The organism is Nitrosopumilus cobalaminigenes (assembly GCF_013407145.1).
In the GTDB taxonomy this organism is placed as follows: domain Archaea; phylum Thermoproteota; class Nitrososphaeria; order Nitrososphaerales; family Nitrosopumilaceae; genus Nitrosopumilus; species Nitrosopumilus cobalaminigenes.
Genome location: NZ_CP026993.1, coordinates 516,916 through 535,866, shown reverse-complemented (window position 1 = coordinate 535,866; position 18,951 = coordinate 516,916). Strand labels below are relative to the sequence as shown.

General features: G+C 33.7%; 20 protein-coding genes and 1 pseudogene. 4 read left to right on the top strand and 17 right to left on the bottom strand.

Annotation, left to right across the window (positions count from 1 at the left end):
- Nucleotides 1-12 precede the first annotated feature (12 nt).
- A complete protein-coding gene (locus tag C5F47_RS03195; protein WP_179361460.1) occupies nucleotides 13-267 on the top strand; it encodes a hypothetical protein in 255 nt (84 codons plus the stop codon).
- Here C5F47_RS03195 and C5F47_RS09725 read toward each other — a convergent pair.
- The 6 genes from C5F47_RS09725 to ilvB all read right to left on the bottom strand — a co-directional run bounded on the left by C5F47_RS09725 (nucleotide 260) and on the right by ilvB (nucleotide 6,706).
- Nucleotides 260-391, bottom strand: a complete 132-nt coding sequence (locus tag C5F47_RS09725; RefSeq protein ID WP_281361090.1) for a hypothetical protein — start codon at nucleotides 389-391, stop codon at nucleotides 260-262. The genes C5F47_RS03195 and C5F47_RS09725 overlap by 8 nt on opposite strands.
- A 48-nt stretch (nucleotides 392-439) precedes the next feature.
- The gene (locus tag C5F47_RS03190; RefSeq protein WP_179361459.1) at nucleotides 440-1,543 is read right to left on the bottom strand and encodes a hypothetical protein; all 1,104 of its coding nucleotides are present in this window, start codon (nucleotides 1,541-1,543) and stop codon (nucleotides 440-442) included.
- A gap of 408 nt (nucleotides 1,544-1,951) precedes the next feature.
- A complete protein-coding gene (locus C5F47_RS03185) occupies nucleotides 1,952-2,965 on the bottom strand; it encodes an isocitrate/isopropylmalate dehydrogenase family protein (RefSeq protein ID WP_179361458.1) in 1,014 nt (337 codons plus the stop codon).
- Between the two features lie 33 nt (nucleotides 2,966-2,998).
- Nucleotides 2,999-4,516 carry a 2-isopropylmalate synthase gene (locus C5F47_RS03180; protein WP_179361457.1) on the bottom strand — a complete coding sequence of 506 codons (1,518 nt, stop codon included), beginning with the start codon at nucleotides 4,514-4,516 and terminating at the stop codon, nucleotides 2,999-3,001.
- The gene (ilvN, locus tag C5F47_RS03175) at nucleotides 4,516-4,998 is read right to left on the bottom strand and encodes an acetolactate synthase small subunit (protein ID WP_179361764.1); all 483 of its coding nucleotides are present in this window, start codon (nucleotides 4,996-4,998) and stop codon (nucleotides 4,516-4,518) included. Before ilvN ends, C5F47_RS03180 begins: the two co-directional genes overlap by 1 nt.
- A gap of 10 nt (nucleotides 4,999-5,008) precedes the next feature.
- Complete coding sequence (gene ilvB, locus C5F47_RS03170) at nucleotides 5,009-6,706, bottom strand: biosynthetic-type acetolactate synthase large subunit (RefSeq protein ID WP_246271166.1); 1,698 nt, start codon at nucleotides 6,704-6,706, stop codon at nucleotides 5,009-5,011.
- A gap of 222 nt (nucleotides 6,707-6,928) precedes the next feature.
- On the opposite strand from ilvB, the gene C5F47_RS03165 reads away from it, so the two are divergent.
- Nucleotides 6,929-7,333 carry a YybH family protein gene (locus C5F47_RS03165; RefSeq protein WP_179361455.1) on the top strand — a complete coding sequence of 135 codons (405 nt, stop codon included), beginning with the start codon at nucleotides 6,929-6,931 and terminating at the stop codon, nucleotides 7,331-7,333.
- Between the two features lie 3 nt (nucleotides 7,334-7,336).
- Here the strand turns inward: C5F47_RS03165 and lsrF are convergent.
- From lsrF to C5F47_RS03150, 3 genes and pseudogenes are all read right to left on the bottom strand, one after another.
- Nucleotides 7,337-8,434: pseudogene (gene lsrF, locus C5F47_RS03160) on the bottom strand (3-hydroxy-5-phosphonooxypentane-2,4-dione thiolase); the annotation flags it as partial.
- A 39-nt stretch (nucleotides 8,435-8,473) separates the two neighbouring features.
- On the bottom strand, nucleotides 8,474-9,502 hold the full coding sequence (locus C5F47_RS03155) for a zinc-dependent dehydrogenase (protein ID WP_179361453.1): 1,029 nt from the start codon (nucleotides 9,500-9,502) through the stop codon (nucleotides 8,474-8,476).
- A 32-nt stretch (nucleotides 9,503-9,534) separates the two neighbouring features.
- Complete coding sequence (locus C5F47_RS03150) at nucleotides 9,535-9,828, bottom strand: V-type ATP synthase subunit F (RefSeq protein ID WP_179361452.1); 294 nt, start codon at nucleotides 9,826-9,828, stop codon at nucleotides 9,535-9,537.
- Nucleotides 9,829-9,916: 88 nt separating this feature from the next.
- On the opposite strand from C5F47_RS03150, the gene C5F47_RS03145 reads away from it, so the two are divergent.
- The gene (locus C5F47_RS03145) at nucleotides 9,917-10,216 is read left to right on the top strand and encodes a hypothetical protein (protein WP_179361451.1); all 300 of its coding nucleotides are present in this window, start codon (nucleotides 9,917-9,919) and stop codon (nucleotides 10,214-10,216) included.
- A gap of 1 nt (nucleotide 10,217) precedes the next feature.
- Here C5F47_RS03145 and C5F47_RS03140 read toward each other — a convergent pair whose 3' ends face one another.
- Both C5F47_RS03140 and C5F47_RS03135 read right to left on the bottom strand, forming a co-directional pair.
- Complete coding sequence (locus C5F47_RS03140) at nucleotides 10,218-10,469, bottom strand: hypothetical protein (RefSeq protein ID WP_179361450.1); 252 nt, start codon at nucleotides 10,467-10,469, stop codon at nucleotides 10,218-10,220.
- Between the two features lie 48 nt (nucleotides 10,470-10,517).
- On the bottom strand, nucleotides 10,518-10,820 hold the full coding sequence (locus tag C5F47_RS03135) for a hypothetical protein (protein ID WP_179361449.1): 303 nt from the start codon (nucleotides 10,818-10,820) through the stop codon (nucleotides 10,518-10,520).
- Between the two features lie 34 nt (nucleotides 10,821-10,854).
- Between C5F47_RS03135 and C5F47_RS03130 the strand changes: the two genes are divergently transcribed.
- A complete protein-coding gene (locus C5F47_RS03130) occupies nucleotides 10,855-11,604 on the top strand; it encodes a metallophosphoesterase (RefSeq protein ID WP_179361448.1) in 750 nt (249 codons plus the stop codon).
- Here C5F47_RS03130 and C5F47_RS03125 read toward each other — a convergent pair whose 3' ends face one another.
- The 6 genes from C5F47_RS03125 to C5F47_RS03100 form a co-directional block, all read right to left on the bottom strand.
- Nucleotides 11,605-12,057, bottom strand: coding sequence for a hypothetical protein (locus tag C5F47_RS03125; RefSeq protein ID WP_179361447.1), 453 nt, complete (start codon nucleotides 12,055-12,057; stop codon nucleotides 11,605-11,607). It lies immediately after the preceding gene.
- A 40-nt stretch (nucleotides 12,058-12,097) separates the two neighbouring features.
- Entirely contained in the window at nucleotides 12,098-15,340 is a 3,243-nt protein-coding gene (gene carB, locus C5F47_RS03120; protein ID WP_179361446.1) for a carbamoyl-phosphate synthase (glutamine-hydrolyzing) large subunit, read from the bottom strand.
- A complete protein-coding gene (carA, locus tag C5F47_RS03115) occupies nucleotides 15,340-16,464 on the bottom strand; it encodes a glutamine-hydrolyzing carbamoyl-phosphate synthase small subunit (RefSeq protein WP_179361763.1) in 1,125 nt (374 codons plus the stop codon). Before carA ends, carB begins: the two co-directional genes overlap by 1 nt.
- Before the next feature lie 95 nt (nucleotides 16,465-16,559).
- Entirely contained in the window at nucleotides 16,560-17,753 is a 1,194-nt protein-coding gene (locus C5F47_RS03110; RefSeq protein WP_179361445.1) for an AAA family ATPase, read from the bottom strand.
- 9 nt (nucleotides 17,754-17,762) lie between these two features.
- On the bottom strand, nucleotides 17,763-18,278 hold the full coding sequence (locus C5F47_RS03105; protein ID WP_246271164.1) for a hypothetical protein: 516 nt from the start codon (nucleotides 18,276-18,278) through the stop codon (nucleotides 17,763-17,765).
- Nucleotides 18,250-18,813 carry a hypothetical protein gene (locus tag C5F47_RS03100; RefSeq protein WP_179361762.1) on the bottom strand — a complete coding sequence of 188 codons (564 nt, stop codon included), beginning with the start codon at nucleotides 18,811-18,813 and terminating at the stop codon, nucleotides 18,250-18,252. The genes C5F47_RS03105 and C5F47_RS03100 overlap by 29 nt, the downstream gene beginning before the upstream one ends.
- Between the last annotated feature and the right edge of the window lie 138 nt (nucleotides 18,814-18,951).

The window sequence follows — 18,951 nt, the reverse complement described above, 5'->3', positions numbered from 1 at the left end:
TTTCGATTAATCATGATTGAACAAAATGATGCAAAAAAAGTGGTCGAAGTCATAGGGAATAATCTAATCGGAGTTTCACACGATTCAAACAGTTTTGTAAAATTGCCAGATTCATTTTGGGGTTACTTTGCCAGAGGTCACGATAAAAAAGGAACATTTGGAGTCATTGTTACTTATTCAGAAGAAGGTAAAGATGTAGATGAATTGATAAAAATGTACGAAGAATGGGCAGCTAAAAATAAAACAAAATCAGAAGAGACTACTTAGTTTCCTTGAGTAGTTTTCTATATCCAGCACATTCTTTACAAATTGGCTTTCCTTTATATTTTGGATTACCATCAGTTATTTTTAGAGTTCCTGGAACAGCTTTACAAATGCAACAGTCAGCCATATAATTTTGATAAAATATGCAATTAATAAAAATTGGTAATTTTTAAAATTAAGGAATAGTAATTGGAACTCCCAATGCTGCTAAACGATCACATTCATCAATTCCCCCAGCAGGATGTACAGTCCACAACAAATAGTCACCAGAAGGTGCATTGAAATACATAAAACCTTCCCAACCAGATTGCCCACCTAATTTAGAGATTGAAGCAGAGTGATCAAATGAAGATTTTCTCTCGCCTTCCTGAATTACATTATCACCGCCAAGTTCCTCAAAATGAGGTAATTTTCGAACAGGAGAATAAACCAAATCAACCATTTTGTTCTCATCATTATTTTTTTTCTCAAACCAATCATTCCATACAACCATATCATCAATTAACCATTCAGATTTGGAAATTGTAGATACACCCATTTTCATTGCCGCATCATCAAATGTGTCACCCCCGATATCAGATGGATCTTTTGGTCCCAAATCAACACATTCATCTTGTATTTTGTAGCCAATGATTACAGGTTTTTTGTTGTTTCCAGTGTATTCCAATTGAACATAATAATCAGTGACACCATCATTGCTATAATCTAACGATGCACTATCAATTTCAATAACATCAACATCTTCTCCCATAAATGCAATCTTCCATGCTTTTTTGTAATGATCTACAGATTTGTCTAGTTTATTTTTATCAAAATCTTTTTGAGCTTTATCCATTTCTTCAATAGCCTTGTTTAATTTTTTAATAATTTTTTTGTTGTTTGAGTCACTTGGGATTTGATCAATTGCTAATTGAGCTAAAACCATGTCAGCATTTACAAGAGAAGTGGAAATATGAGAAATATCTACAGATTTAACTTTACTTAGTTCTTTGATAGCTTTTTTCTCATGTGTGAATACTTTTTTTCCAAGAAAATTCAATGAATAGTCATCTTCCCAAAATTTATCCATTAGGCTTTTTTCAAGATGATTTTCAGCTTTTGCAATTCTTTTTTGATCTTTTTTATTATCAATTTCAAGGGATTGAAGCTCACTTAGGGCATTTAGTTTCATAGTTTTAGGAGAAATAGATTCAGCAGTTGCCACTTGAGAATCAAAAAGAGGAGCAAAAACTAGAGACCCCAAAACAAACAAAGTAAAAACAAAAGATAGCAATTTCATATTGATTTTTTTCAAAATCAGATTATAAAATATACCACAATGTCCCAAAACTGGCAGGTTCTACAGGCACAAAATCAATACAAAACCAAAAAATCAATTTTTTTACACTTTTTGATCTTTATCAAAAAAGATCTAGTAATTTTCATGGATTCAAACTATGAAGCATTTTTGTGGATAATTCAAAATCAGAAAAAAATTCATGAAGAATATATTCAGAAAATATCATAGATTTCAAATTATCACTTGTTGGAAATTAGGATCATTGTTAAATATGATTTTCACGTAATGATTATGACGAGAAACCGTTGTTCTGCGTCGTAGAACGATTGGTATGGAAAACACATCATGTTAGGAATACGTCCTTGATTCAACGTGTTTTCCTTGTATCTCGTTGTTTTAGAATAAAATTTAGAGATTATCAGTAATTTGTTTTGTAAATTCTGAAGTACTTTTATCACCACCAATGTCTTTAGTCTTAACTCCAGATTTTACTAAATCAAATATGGTAGATTCCAACTTTTGACCCACTTCAATACATTTTGAGTCATTGTGTTTTTTTCCTAACCAGTCAAACATCATTTTTATAGAAAGTAAGAAGGATGAAGGATTTGCAATATTTTGCCCTGCAATATCAAATGCTGCACCATGAACGGGTTCAAATAATGCAAATTTGTCTCCAATGTTTGCAGCAGGGGCCATACCTAAACCACCAACCACTTGAGAGGATTCATCAGATAAAATATCTCCAAACAAGTTTGTAGTTACAACAACATCAAATTGTTCTGGTTGACGAATTAAGTTCATCGCACATGCATCCACATACATTTGCTCAAATGAAATATCAGGATAATCTTTAGAAACATCAGTGCATGCTTTGGCAAACATACCATCTGTTACTCGCATTACATTTGATTTATGAACACAAGTTACTTTTCTCATAGAATCTCTTTGTTTTGCAGTTTCAAATGCATATTTTGCTATTCTTTTAGAAGCAGCTTCTGAAATTATTCTTAGAGCAACAGAAGAATCACCTAAACTAAATTCTTTTCCAGTGTAAAGATCCTCAGTGTTTTCTCTAACAATCACCATATCAATATCATCACGTAATGCGGGCATGTGTGGATATGATTTTGCAGGTCGAATATTGGCATAAAGATCTAACATTCGTCTCAAAACCACAATTACATCAGCGGCGCTTTCACCAACTGGAGCCTTTAGACAAACATCAGATTGCTTGATGGTTTGAACTGTTTCATCAGGAAGTGCCTTTCCAGTTTCAGATAATGCCTTGTCGCCGGCAGATAATTTCGTAATATCAAATTTCAAATCAAGTTTGTCATGAATTGTATTCAAAACAGATACTGCAGATTCGGATAATTCAGGGCCGATACCATCACCAGTGATTAATGAAATTTTATACATAATTACACATCAAACAAGGGGAGATTTTAGGATTTAGTTAACCTGTTTTTCACTAAGCATCTTTTTGAGCATGATTCTATTGATTGCGTCAATTACTGCTTTTACAGAAGTAGTTACAATATCTTCACCAACAGATTTTGCTGAAACCTTGTTTCCTAAAGGATCCTCAACTTTTACTGTAACTTCACACAATGCTCCAGAACCACCAGAAATAGATGCCAAACCATAGTCTTTAATTCTAATTTCTGAAATCTTTCCAGTAATTTTTTGAATTGCGTTTAATGCGGCATCTACGGGACCAACTCCATAATCAGTTCCAATATGATCTTGACCATCTACATTTAATTTCACAAATGCATAAGGCATTGTTCCAATTCCAGTAGAAACTGAAAAACCTGTTAATTGGACTATTCTTTTGAGTTCTTTTTCACCTAAAACCTCACTAGCCATTGATAATAATTCTACATCAGTAACTTGTTTTCCCTGATCACCAAGAACTTTTACTTTTTCCAAAATTTGTTTTGCTTGTTCTTCAGTTGGCTTTACACCATATTCTTCCAACATTGCATTCATTCCATGAACTCCAGCATGTTTTCCAACCTTGAGCCATCTTTTTCTTCCAACTAATTCAGGACTAATTGGTTCGTAAGTAAGAGGATTATTCAACACACCATGTGTATGAATTCCAGATTCATGTCCAAATGCATTTGCCCCAACTATTGCTTTATTGGGTTGTACAATGATACCAACAGTTTTTGAGATGAATCTTGATGTGTCATAGATTAATTCAGATTTGATATTAGTTTCATAATTTTGCTCATAAGGCAAACATTTGAGAGCCATAGAAAATTCTTCCAATGAAGCATTTCCTGCCCTTTCACCAATTCCATTAATTGTTACATGTGCACATGCAGCCCCTGCATGAATTCCAGACAAAGCATTTGCAACGGCCAATCCAAAATCATTGTGACAATGTACACTTACTGGGAGTTTCGTAGCTTCAATTGTATCTCTTGTAATTTCAGCCATATATTCAGGAGTAGAATAGCCCACAGTATCAGGAATGTTAACTCGGTCAGCTCCTGCTTTTGCAACATCGCCGAAAACTTTTTTCAAAAATTCTCTGTCAGTTCTAGATGCATCTTCAGCTGAAAATTCTACTTGCAATCCACGTGATTTTCCATATTCTACTGCTTCAATTGCTTTTTCAAGTGCTTGGTCTCTAGTCATTTGGAGCTTGTGTTCCAAGTGAATGTCAGAAGTTGCAATAAACGTGTGAACATAATTTAATCCTGCATCAACTGCTGCATCAATGTCTTTTTTTATGGTTCTAGTTAATCCCGCAATTTCACAAGATAATCCTTCAGATGTTATCATTTTGACAGCTTGGGACTCACCTTCAGAAATTACAGGGAATCCTGCTTCAATAGCATCAACACCTAATTCGTCAAGTTTTTTTGCAATTGCTAATTTTTGATCTGGTGATAATGATACACCGAGAGTTTGTTCTCCATCTCTTAATGTTGTATCAAAAATTCTGACATTTACCATCAGGCACCACTTCTCTGTAATGCAGCAACACCAGTTCGTGCAACATCTAAGATTCCAAATGGTTTTGCTAATTCTTCAAATGCTTTGATTTGATCAGGTGTTGCAGTTAACTCTACCATGAGTGAGTCTTTTTTAACATCATGAACCTTTCCGCCATATGCATTTGCTAATTTATTTACCTCCATACTATCATTAGCATTACTAAGTTTTATCTTAAAAAGACTAAGTTCTCGAAATACAGTTTTGTGCTCATCTAAGCGCTCAACTTTAACAGTATCAATCATTTTATCGAGTTGTTTGACTATCTGGGTGATCTGTTTTTCATCACCGTATGTTGTAATAGTCATTTTTGAATAGTCAGGATTCTCAGTAGTCCCTACAGAAATACTATCAATATTGAAATTTCTTGCTCTAAAAAGATGAGTTACCTTAAACAAGATTCCAGGTTTGTTTTCAACTAAAATAGAAAGAATAGCCCACATCATTAATCACCTAAGAGGGTAAAATCATATCCGATAATGAAGTTCCAGGAGCTACAAATGGCAAGACATCTTCTTCAGGATCAATTGGAATGTCAATTACAGTTGCCACATCACTGCTCAATGCATCTTTGATAGCTTTATCAAGTTCATCCATAGATTGTGCTCTAATTCCTTGAGCACCATAAGACTGTGCTAATTTAACATAATCAGGACAACTGTGTTGTTCTACACCAGTCATTCTTCTATCATAGAAAGTTCTTTGCCATTGAGCTACCATACCCAATGAAGAGTTGTTCAAAAGAAATACGATTACAGGGATATCTTCCAACACTGCAGTTGCAAGAGAATTTTCAGTCATACTAAAACTACCATCACCTGCAATATCTACAACAGGAACATCAGGTTTTGCTACTTTAGCACCTATTGCAGCTGGAAAACCCCAACCCATGGTTCCAAGTCCAGTAGAACTAAAGAAAGTACCAGGTTGTATTACATCATAAAACAATGATGCCCACATTTGGTGTTGACCTACTTCAGTGGTAACAATAGATTCTTTTGGTAATAATTCACGTAATTTTCGTAAAAGTTTAGCAGCACCCATCTCACCCGGATGAAGTTTCAAGTTTTCTTTCCAGTATGCTTTAGTTTCTTGTACATGTTTAAACCAAGGAGTTTCTTCTGATTTTCTAATTGCTTTTTGCAAAAGTATCTTAACCATTACTCTAAGATTTACACGTACATCTCCAATTACTGCAATTTGCGCATTTTGATTTTTACCTATTTCTGCAGGATCAACATCCATATGAATAATCTTTAATCGTTTTTCAAATGCCTCAAAGGTTCCAACAGATCTATCAGAAAATCTAGTTCCAATAGCCAAAACACAATCAGCTTCAGCCATCATTTTATTAGCTTCTGCATGTCCATGCATTCCTATTGGACCTAATGACAAAGGATGTGTTTCAGGAAATGCACCCTTACCTTTGAAAGTTGTAACAACAGGAAGCATGAGAGCTTCTGCAATTGATTGTAATTCAGCAAATGCAGATGAAATAATTACACCACCACCAGCTAAGATGATTGGTTTTTCTGCATGAAGTAACATGTCTATTGCTTTTTCAACATTAACAATATCAGGATCAGCCCATGGATGATATCCTTGAATTTTAAATTCGTCTGGGAAATTCATTGGTTCTTCATTTGTTTGTACATCTTTTGGAACATCAATCAATACAGGTCCAGGTCTTCCAGTTTCAGCAATAAAGAATCCTTTTTTTACAACTTCAGGAACTTCGCTAGCGCTTCGTGGTTGAAATGCATATTTTACAACAGGGTTGGCCATACCAATAATATCACTTTCTTGAAATGCATCTTTACCAATCATGTTTACAGATACTTGTCCAGTTACTGCCACCATTGGTGCAGAATCAGCTTGTGCAGTTGCAATTCCAGTTAAGATGTTAGTTGCGCCAGGACCTGACGTTGCAAAGCATACACCAGGTTTTCTACTCACTCTACCAAAACCATCAGCCATATGAGCTGCTGATTGTTCATGTCTTACCAAGATGTGTCTAATATCACATCGATTAAATTCATCATACATTGGAAGATTTGCACCTCCAGGTAATCCAAATACTTGTTTGACGCCTTCTTTTTCCATAGCCGTCATCAAGGCCTTTGCACCTGTCATATTTTCCATTTTATTCATTAAATTTCTCTCCATAATTTTAAGCTAGTAAATTTTAGGACACTATAGTAGAATAACAAGAGGCAAATCATTGCCAAATTTTTTAGTTAATTTTACGTCCATTGAAATCATAAAAACAATCAATGGATAATTAATAAAGATTATCCGGATAATGCTCGAGGTTTTACTCTAGATTATCCAGAAGACTTAAACTGATATTTTCTCCACTCGAAATGATCTGTTTTGAGTGATAATGAAGAAATCATCAATGTTATTGAGACATTATTTCAAGCAGGAATTACAAAAAATTTAGAGTCTCTCAAAGACATCCACCTTAATGATCCAAAATTCTCTAGTTTTAGTGATTTACCACCATATGATCTTAAAGACTATCAAACTACAATAGAACTTGAAGAGTTAAGATTTGTTAGTATTTCGGATTATACGTATGAAATAAAAAATCCAAAAATTAGCTTATTTGGAGATACTGCAGTTGTAGCATTAGAATTAATTCAAAAAGGAATGTTAGTAGATAACAAAGCATTCACAGGAGAACACATGGTAATTACTGGACGTGCAACATTTGTTCTTGTTAAACAACCAACATGGAAAATTGCACATATTCATCTATCAAAAATTGATGGATAATTTCTATTTTTTAGTAAGATTTGGTTTGTTTTGATTAGGATTGTTTTGTGGTTTTTTGTTGTTTGATTTCTTTTGATTAGGATTGTTTTGTGGTTTTTTGTTGTTTGATTTCTTTTGATTAGGATTGTTTTGTGGTTTTTTGTTGTTTGATTTCTTTTGATTAGGATTGTTTTGTGGTTTTTTGTTGTTTGATTTCTTTTGATTAGGATTGTTTTGTGGTTTTTTGTTGTTTGATTTCTTTTGATTAGGATTGTTTTGTGGTTTTTTGTTGTTTGATTTCTTTTTTTGTGATTTTTGTTTCCTTTTTGGTTCTTCACTTACTAGTTTTTTGTATAATTTGAAAGCTTGATCAACGTTTAGATTTCCATGAATAATTGCTCTAGCAGCTTTTATCATAGGAACTGGATGTTCAGATTGCCAGATGTTTCTACCCATATCAACTCCAACTGCACCGGCTTTGATTGCATTATACGTTAATTGTAATGCATCACGCTCAGGAATTTTCTTTCCTCCCGCTACAATAATTGGAACAGGGCAAGATTGTACAACCTTTTCAAAATTATCACAATAGTAAGTTTTGACAATATGTGCACCTTGTTCAGCGGCAACTCTACAGGCTAATGAAAGATATCGTGCATCTTTACCTAATTCTTTTCCAACAGCAGTTACAGCTAATACAGGTATTCCATATTTTTCGGCCTCGCTTACAAGTTTTCCAAGATTTACAATTGTTTGATATTCATATTTTGAACCAACAAAAATAGACATTGCAAGAGCACTTGCATTCAGTCTAATTGCATCTTCAATTGATACAGTGATGTCTTCTTGAGACAAATCTTCACCAATAATACTTGAACCGCCAGAAACTCTCAACACCATAGGAGTATCACTTGTTGCTGAAACAGATGTTCTTTGAACACCTCTTGTCAGCATCAAAGAATCACAATGCTTTAGCAAAGGAGCAATTACTTTTTTTGGATCTTCAAGTTTTTCAGTAGGACCAAGGAAATATCCATGGTCTACAGCCAACATTAATGCACGATTATTTTGTGGTTTAATTATTCTAGAAAGTCTATTTTTTAATCCCCAATCCATTTCTCTTCGATTTTGAAAGAATGAAAATCCCTTCTTAAGCCTTTCTTATTTTGTAATAATAATCTTCATTGCATTTTCACCTGTACGTGCATGATCAAATGCTTTTTGAGATTCAGAAATAGTGTATGTGTGAGTGATTAATTGTTTGACATCAATTTGAGAGGATTCAATTAAATCCAATGCTTCTTTTGTATCAGAATCTGATGCAGCATAACTTGTAACTAGAGTAATTTCTTTAGAGTATATTTTACTCATATCTAAATCCATTTTTGCACCTTTAGAAGGAACACCAAACATCATCACAGTTCCACCTTTTCTGACCATATCTATTGCATCATCTAATGCTTTGAGGCTACTAGTTGCAACAATTGCCACATCCACACCTAAACCATTAGTATTCTCTAAAATCTTTTGCTTTCTATTCTCATCCATTGAAGATATGGATTCAGTAATATTGAATTTTTTAGCAAAATCCAATCTAAAATCATTGACATCAAAACAGAAGATTTTTGAGAATTTTTTTGCATGTGCAAGCATTACGTGCATCATTCCAGTAGGACCTACACCAAAAATAGCAGTAGAGTTTCCTTGTTGATAAGAAAATTTTGTCCATGCTCTAACACAACAAGCTAATGGTTCAATCATAGCAGCTTCTTCATAGCTTAGTGAATCAGAAATTTTTAAAACTCCGCCATGAGAAACATTCCATCCTGGAACAACATATTCTTCAGATAATCCACAAGGAGAAAGATTTGTTTCATAATATTTTTGGCACATGGTTTCATTCCCATGATTACAATAATGACAATCATAGCAAGGAACATGGTGATGAGTGAATACTCTATCTCCTTTTTTAAATTCAGTTACATCAGAACCTACATCTAACACAATTCCAGAAGGTTCATGTCCTAAACGCATAGATGGTTGTCCATATTGTCCAAAAACTTTTTCCAAATCAGAACCACAGATTCCACAAGCATGCATTTGTACCAAAATATCACCAGATGTCAAAGAGGGTTTTGGTGCTTCATCAATTGAAATCACAGAGGATTCTTTAACAGATGCAGTTTTCATGGTAAAACATTAGAAATTTGATTATAAGTAGATTATACGCCGAGTATTTTCTTTAGCATTACTCTGTAATCAACTTCGGTTTTTTCACTTCCAGTTGCAGGTAATGCAAATACCAAAGTAGATTTTTCTGCTCGTAATGCAGTCAACTCATCACTAATGGATTCAGTAATATCATCACTAACTAAAACTAGGCCTACATCTGAATCATCAGTTAACGTCTTTATTTCATCTAAAGCATTCTGAGGATTTTCAGATATTTTACCTGGAATACCAGCTAATTGAAAACTTGTTACAAACGATTTACTTCCAACAGTGAATATTTTCACAGTTGTAAATTTTCTACGTTCTAATTTAACCCTTTTTGGAGGCACCAGATCAGGAAAGGTTGATTTAGTTTGAAAATCCAGTAATTTTATGGCAGAAATCGATACTCAAAAAAGCATCTATTTGTTCCTACACGGGAGAATGGATCTTAAAGAGAAAGCAACAAACGCATTAACTGCAAAGGGATTTGCAGCAGATAAAATCACCATGGCCTTACCAACCAAAGTTGGAGAAGTAGGGGAATACATGGCAATGCTATGGATGCCTCCAAATCCAGATCATATCAAACTTCAACAAATTTCCAAAGTTGAAGAAGTTGAACCAGAAGGAATGATTGGTCTTTGGAAAGGTGTTTCAAAAGATGATGTTGATACTATTCCTTTAGAATAGACTAGCTGAATCCAGCGCCAAAATCATTACCTTTTTCTAAAACATCACTTGAATCAGAATTTTTTAATTTTCGATACAGTAATGTTTCATAAACCATTTTCATAGCTTCTTCATCATCAAGACCACAATCTTCCTTGATCTGATTTTTGTATTTTGCTAGTTTTTCAATATCTTGTTCATCAGGGGAAACGTCATCGTGAACCATAATATTTGCAATTTTCTCAATTTCTGAGTTTTGTTGGGCTTCATCCATGATAATATAAAGAATTTCTAGTTATTAACACATTCTAATAACTAATTATTACAAATCAGAAATCAGTCCAGAAAGAAAATCAGAAAATTCATCATCTGAGAAAATTATTTCTTCAACTTGATTTTCATCCCTAGCTAATTGTGCAGATTCAAGATGATAGCAAGTTGATTTTCCATTTAGTTTACCAAAATAAAATCCAGGACAAGAACAATAGTTACTTTCAGGATCAATCCAATGTTCTTCACCTTTTCCAACTACAGTCCAAATTTTTCGTTGAGTTGGCTCAAAAATATGTAATTTTACACGTTTTTCAGAAACAAGTGTTTGGATTCGATCTGGATCTTTGTTCATAAGGGTTTAATCAGATATCTACAGTATAACTTTGATGTTACAAACAAGGATAGTTCCATCAAAACCAGTTATGGTTTTAGAAGGAGAGAAAAAGAATCTCATAGTTACAGACATCCACATTGGATTTGAAAACAGTATGGCTGCAAATGAAATTTTCATAGGTAAAAATTCAACAATTAACGAATTAATTCATGAATTATCTGAAATAATTGATACAGAAAAACCAGATTCAATAATCTTGTTAGGGGATGTTAAATCAAGTATTAAAAGCATATCAAGAAATGAATGGAATGAAGTTCCATTATTTTTTAAAAAAATTAAAGAAAAATGCGATGTGATTTTAATTCCTGGAAATCATGATGCAAATATTCAGCAACTAGTTCCAGACAATATTTCAATGATGAGCTCTACAGGAATGGTTGAAGAAAATATTTTGTTAACACATGGACATACAATGCCCTCAGAAAACTTTTCGCATGTAGATAAAATCATTATGGGCCATCTTCATCCAGTATTTTTTCAAGAAGATTCAATCATCAACGGTCAAAGAGTATGGGTTTCAATTAAAACTGAAAAAGAAAATATTTTTCCAAATAAAACTGGAGAGATTGAAATAACAATAATGCCATCATTTAACAAATATTTCTATGCAACACATAGAAAACAATACAAAAAATCTATCTCACCAATCATTAACAAAATTAAAGAAATATCCAAAGCAAAAATTATAACATTGGATGGAACAATAATTGGAAACGAATCAAACATCAAACAAGTGATTTAATCAAATTGTTTTTGTTTCAAGAGTGCCTTTCATAGCACAATTTGGACATCTTTCTGATTTTGCCCATGTTTTTACAGTTTTTGAATATGAAATACGAATTTCATATGAATGTCCACAATTTTGACAGAACACATTAGAGGAATAGCTACTTTTATTCCAATCATCATTAGGATCACGAATAAACTTTGCAATTAAATCTCTGCCCTTGTCAGATATTCTGTAGAGAGTTAAATCATGAAATCCAGGTTTGTCATCAAACGGAATTCTCTGTACAAGACTATTTTCATCTAAAAAAACTAAAATATCTTTTAGTTTAAACTCTGCAATCTTTATTTTCACAAAATTTTTCTTTACACTATTTTTCAAATGAATAAAACGAATTCCATCAGTATCAAATTTCACAATCTTACTTAGAACTTCATCGAGTTCATCATCAGAGAATTTTTTTGCCATATGTTATTTCATAGAATACTTGTGTTTATGTTTTTTAAAATTAATCATAATTATCGTAAGGCTCTATAGGATCTTTGGTTGTTTCATTGTCTCTTAGCCATTCTAGTGTTTTAACAAAAGAGTCAGCCAATTCCAAAGTAGTGAGAACTGGAATTCCTAACTCCAATGATTTACGTCTAATTTGATATTCATCATCAAGCATTCCAACATATTTTTCTAAAGTAGAAGTACTGGGGATATTTATGATGAAATCTATCTTTCGATCATATAATAAATCAGAAATATTTGGTTTTCTGTCTGGTTCAGATATTTTGTGAACAATTTCAACTTCACCTATTTTTTCTTCAAAGAATTCTGCAGTATGTTCAGTTGCTAGAATTTTGAATCCCAATTGTTTTAGTTTGGCTATTGATGCTACAAGTTTTTCTTTGTTCTCTGCACCACCTACTGTAACAAGAGCAGTTCCTTTTGCTGGAAGATTATATCCAACAGAAGTCAATCCTTTGGATAAAGCATCATAGAAACTATTTCCAAAGCATGCAGCCTCACCAGTAGATTGCATTTCAACACCCAATGAAATATCAGCACCATCAAGTGCCATAAATGAAAATTGCGGGACCTTTATTCCATAATTAGGGATTTTTTGCCATTTATTTTCAGGGATTTTAGGCAGAGGTTTATCCAAAATTGCTTTGGCAGCTAAGGAAATTAGATTTGTTTTAACTAATTTTGAAACAAATGGCATGGAACGAGACGCTCTGATATTCAATTCAATCACATAGACATGATCATCGTGAACTAAAAATTGCAAATTAAATGGGCCTTTTACATTAAATGTTAGAGCAATTTTTTTAGTGTATTCATTTATGGTGTCGATTGTTTTGTTACTAAGACGCCATGGTGGAATACACATCATTGCATCTCCAGAATGGACACCAGCACTGTCAATATGTTCAACAATAGCACCAATTACAACTTCTTTACCATTACTGACTCCATCAACATCTACTTCAAGTGAGTTTAACATAAATTTAGAAATCACAACAGGATGATCAGGGGAAACATCAGTTGCCTCTTTAACATATGTTTTTAATTCCTCTTGAGACCAAACAACTTTCATCGCAGCTCCTGATAAAACATATGAAGGTCTAACAATCACAGGAAAACCAACATCTTGTGCAAAACTTTTTGCTTCGCTAAGATTTGAAAATGCCTGCCATCGGGGTTGTTTAATATGAAGTTTATCAAGTTCTGCACTAAACTTTGAACGGTCTTCAGCTCTATCGACATCATGTGCTGCAGTTCCCATAATGTTGATTCCATGTTCTGCAAGTCCAGGAGTTAAGTTATTTGCAGTTTGCCCGCCAACACATGTAATAACACCTTTAGGATTTTCAAAGTCAGAAATGTCAAGCAGTCTTTCTTGAGTAATTTCTTCAAAGTATAATCTTGTACAAATATCATAATCAGTAGAAACAGTTTCAGGATTACAGTTAACTACTGAAACATTTTTCTCACCATTTTCTTGCAAGCCCCAAACCATGTTAACAGTTCCCCAATCAAATTCAACACTACTACCAATTCTATAGGGACCAGCACCTACTACAACCACACCTTTTTCATCAGACGGAATTTGAATATCATTGGAAGATCCTCCATAGGTCATATACAGATAGTTAGTTACTGCAGGCCATTCAGCTGCAAGCGTGTCAATTTGCTTGACTGCAGGCACAACTCCCATTTTCTTGCGTAAATTACGTACCTCATCAGGGGTTTTTTCTATAGCTCTTGCAATCTGCTTATCTGCAAAGCCTAGTTGCTTGGCATCACGCATCAAGGACACATCAAGAGTTTTGGATTTTATTTCAGACTCCATTTCTACAATATTTTTAATTTTTTCAATAAACCAAGGATCAATTGATGATAGTGAATAGATTTTATCAACTGAAAGCCCCATCTTTAGTGCAATTGCAACATTGTACAAAATCTTGTCATCATGATGAGATAATTTTTCTTCAATCTCTTCTTCAGTGTATGATTTACCGGTGGTGCGATTTAACACCAATCCATCATTTCCAATATCAAGCATCCTAATTGCTTTTTGTAAAGATTCTTCAAATGTTCTACCAACTGCCATTACTTCACCAACAGATTTCATAGTAGGACCAAGTTTTGGATTTACTAGTTCAAATTTTGCGAAATCCCATCTAGGATGTTTACATACAATGTAATCAAGCGAAGGTTCAAAACATGCAGTAGTATTTTTTGTAATTCTATTTACTAGTTCAGACAAATTATAGCCTAATCCAATCTTTGCGGACATGTATGCCAGAGGATATCCTGTTGCCTTACTTGCAAGAGCAGAAGAACGAGAAAGTCGAGGATTAATTTCAATTGCAACAAATCTATCAGAAACAGTATCAAGTGCATATTGAATATTACATTCACCGACTATTCCAACATGTTTGGTTGCACGTAAACCAGCTGTACGTAACATATGATATTCGTGGTTGTTAATTGTTTGAGAAGGAGCAACTACAATGTTGTCACCAGTGTGAACTTTCATTGAAAGGACATTTTCCATATTACACACAATTACATTATTTCCATCATAATCTTGCATAATTTCATATTCAATTTGTTTCCAATGACCAATGTATTCTTCAACTAAAACTTGACCAACCATGGATGCTTTGATTCCTCTTTCAACAATTTCGTGAAGTTCAATTTCATTATGAGCAACACCTCCACCTCGACCTCCAAGAGTATACGCCACACGGACAATCACAGGATAGGTAAGCTCTTCTGCAATCTTTTTGGCATCTTCAAAATTGGTGACAGTTTTACTTTTGAGTACAGGAACACCGCATTCCTTCATAGAATCCTTGAAAAGTTGCCTATCCTCAGTTCTTTTAATTCCAGGAACCTGAGTACCAAGGACATTTACACCATATTTTTGTAAAATTCCAGCTTCTTCTAGTTTGACCCCACAATTCAAAGCAGTTTGGCCACCATACGCCAACATGATTCCATCAGGCCTTTCTTTTTCTATGATAGATTCTACATAATCAGGTGTGACAGGTAAAAGATAGACTTGGTCGGCAAACCGCGTATCAGTTTGTATAGTTGCAATATTTGGATTGATGAGAACGCTTTTGATTCCATCTTCCTGAATTGCTTTAAGACATTGACTTCCCGAATAATCAAATTCACCAGCTTCACCAATTTTAATTGCACCACTACCAAGAACAAGGATTTTCTTTAGAGATTCATTTTTTGGCATTAGTTTTTCTCCATTAGTTGTTTTAGCTCTTCAAAGACAAATTTGCAATCATATGGTCCAGGTGCAGCTTCAGGATGGAATTGGACTGCAATGCAGTTCTTTGTTTTGTGTTTAATTCCTTCAACAGTTTTGTCATCGGCATTTGTAAACCATAAATTAAAATCAGATTTGTCCAAGGATTCAGGTTTGATTCCATAACCATGATTCTGACTAGTTACATAGACTTGGTTATTTTCTAAATTGACACAAGGTTTGTTTTGTCCACGATGTCCATACTTTAGTTTGTAAGTTTCAGTGTTTCCTGCAATACCAATAATTTGAGCACCAAGACAAATTCCAAGGGTTGGAACATTATCTTGAATTAATTTTTTAACTACATCAATTGTGTCAGGACATTTTTGAGGATCACCAGGGCCACTACTAAGAACAATTCCTTTTGGATTGTAAGACATTATTTTTTCATAAGTAGTATTCCAAGGAAGCAAAACAACTTTGTATCCAATATCACGAACATTTCTAAGAATTGCATGTTTTGCACCTGTATCAATTACTACTACAGTGTTCTCATCATCACCATAAATTTTTTCTTCTTTGGTAGAAACATCATCCATAAATTGCTCGGAATCATAATGAGGTGCAGATTCTAATTGCTTTTTTATTTCGTCCACATCAATTTCAGAATCAGATACGACAAGAGCTGCCATCATGACTCCACTAGTTCTAAGTTTTTTAGTTAATTCTCTAGTATCAATTCCAGATATTCCAGGAATTTTCTCATTATACATCCATTCATCTAAAGTCATCGAAAGGTTCCAATGACTTGCAGTAAGGGATAGTTCATGCACAACCAACCCCCTTGCCTGGATTTTGCTTGATTCGAAGAATTTTGGAATTCCATCCTCATCAACTATAGATGGATCGGGGACACCATAATTCCCAACAAGAGGATATGTTAAGGTAAGAATTTGACCACTGTAAGAAGGATCAGTCAGAGCTTCTGTATATCCAACCATTCCAGTGTTAAAGACAATTTCACCAAAAACAGTAGTTGAATAACCAAAACCATCACCATCAAGAATAGTACCATCATCAAAAACTAGTTTTGCAAACTTTTTTGCGTGGATTGATTTCTTTGTAGTAATTGTGACCCTCGTTAAGTCCGCAAGAATGTGAATTTAAGTTTTGTGCGTAAGAAAAAGAAATTTTTTTGATCGCTCGTCTAAAGGGCTTGGAACTCTTCGCTCCACTTGTGATAAGCACGAATCATTTCTGTCGACACACTTGGTTTTCTTCTTTCCATAATATTTTTGAAATCAGCAGTTGTAAGCGCTCTAGGTTGTAGTGGTTCTTCACCTTCAACTGGCTCATGATAATCAGGCGAATCAAAAATTTCATGAACAGTTTTAATTTGTGCTGCTTGACATACATCTTTGATATCGCTTGCACTATATCCATCAAATAATTTTGCTAGATCAGTATTGTTAATTCTCATACTTTTATTCAATTTTTCAGTATATTGTTCAAAGAGATTCTCTCTTGCGGCTTGGGTAGGTAATGACACATAGATTCTTTTTTGGAATCTTCTAAGAAATGGCCAGTCAAGACTCCAAGGTTTGTTTGTTGCACCAATTACATACAGCATCAAGTCTTTTCCTTTACCATTAACACCATCCATTTCAGTTAAAAATTGATTTTTAGTTCTCACCTCTCCACCAACTTCACTATTTCTAGAACCTAATAGTGAATCAACTTCATCTACAAACAAAATAACAGGTTTTCCTTCTTTCTCAGCATATTGTCTTGCCATAGCAAATAATTTTGAAACATTTTTTTCTGCTTCACCCAACCATTTACTCATCATGGATGAGGCATCAACATTGATGAAATATCCATCCATTTCATTTGCAGTCGCTGCTGCAAGCATAGTTTTTCCAGTTCCAGGTGGACCATACAATAGCATTCCTTTTGGCCATCCAAGAGGAAATAAATCAGGTCTTTTAGTTGGATAAACAATAGATTCACGCAAAGCACTTTTTGCATCATCTAAACCAATGACTTGATCCCAAGTAACATCAGGTTTTTCTTTCATTATTAATTCTTCAAAATCATTTTCATTTTCTTGTCGCTGAACAGATTTCTTTTGATCTGATTCAGAAGCTTTAGGATCAACTGCAGGCTCAACACCATGAGCCTGTTGTAATGCATTGATTCTACCATGGTAAGAGTTACATCGTTCTTTGTAAATTTGATTTAGTTTGCTGGTAGGATATAATTGTAATAGTTTCACTAGAGCATCAATTGCTTGTTGATAATGTGTGATTGCCATGCCACGAGCACCTTGGGAATCAAATTTGATGGCTTCAGAAGCATATTTGCTTGCTGTGTTTTCTAATTCTTGGGGGGCTAAACTCATTCTAATTACCTACGCAGTATCTTCTCGAGAATTTTGTTGGTATTCTACGGTGTTAATCTCTGTCACAAAATTGGTTAAATTAATTCCACTTGTTTCATGCTCATCATACTCAGGTCCGTCAAGATATTTTTTTTTAAAATCAGATTTTTCTGAAATATTAGTATGCATATCTTTGACCTTGTTAATAGAATCCTCAGCAGACAGAATTAATTCAGATACTTCATCATCCAAATCAACCAAAGAGCTTGCAGTCTCATTGATTATAGAGGTGAAATGTTTCAAAATTGAGCGCATATCTTTTTTATCAGCATATTTACACATCATAAAATCAGCAATTCCTACAATTTTATCTAAATCTTGTAATTCTTCTAATGAAAGTTTATCAATTTTAGAATCATCTGAAGATTTAACCTCAGATAATTTTTTATCAATTTTAGAAGAGATGGACCTAATTCGTTCTATATCCTTTGAAAAATCTCGTTTTTGATTTAACATATCAAGTGTTGCATAGTTTAAAAAAATCAAGATTAGGGTACTGCTTACTTAATTTAGAGTCTACCATCAATTTTACTTCATTAAGTGAAGTCGAGGATTCATTATTTGATTGACTAAAATCAAAACTTGCAGTAGTTAAAGCAGCAGAATCAAGCACAATGCTTCCTAAATGAACAGATATTTCAGATAATTTTTGACTACACACAGGAATTATATCAAATAATTTAGCACTGACTGTTCGAATCATAGGAATTGATGAAGGCAGTACTTCAGGAATACTACTTACATTTGAGATACGTTTCATGTTCTTTTTTACTTGTTGTAAAATATTCAAAGAATAAGTCACAAGATGCTCAAGTTTTAAAGATTCCACATGAATTTTGTCAGATTCGTCAAAATCATTAAATAATTCCTTGTTTGATTCTTTTAATTTAATTTGTTTTTCATTTAGAATATCAATTATTTCATCTAATAGATTTACAGAATATTCTAATCTTGGAACAAGAGTTACAGAATGAGATATATTTTCAATTTCTAATGGATTGACATCATATTTTACCAACATACCAACTAGGACTTCAAGATTTTGTATATCAGGACGGTGTATCAAATTATTTAGTAACCACAGTTACACCCATCTGCAGATACAATTTTGATTTTTTTTGAGTATTTGTGTAAAGGAATTTAGCTCTCAATTTTACCT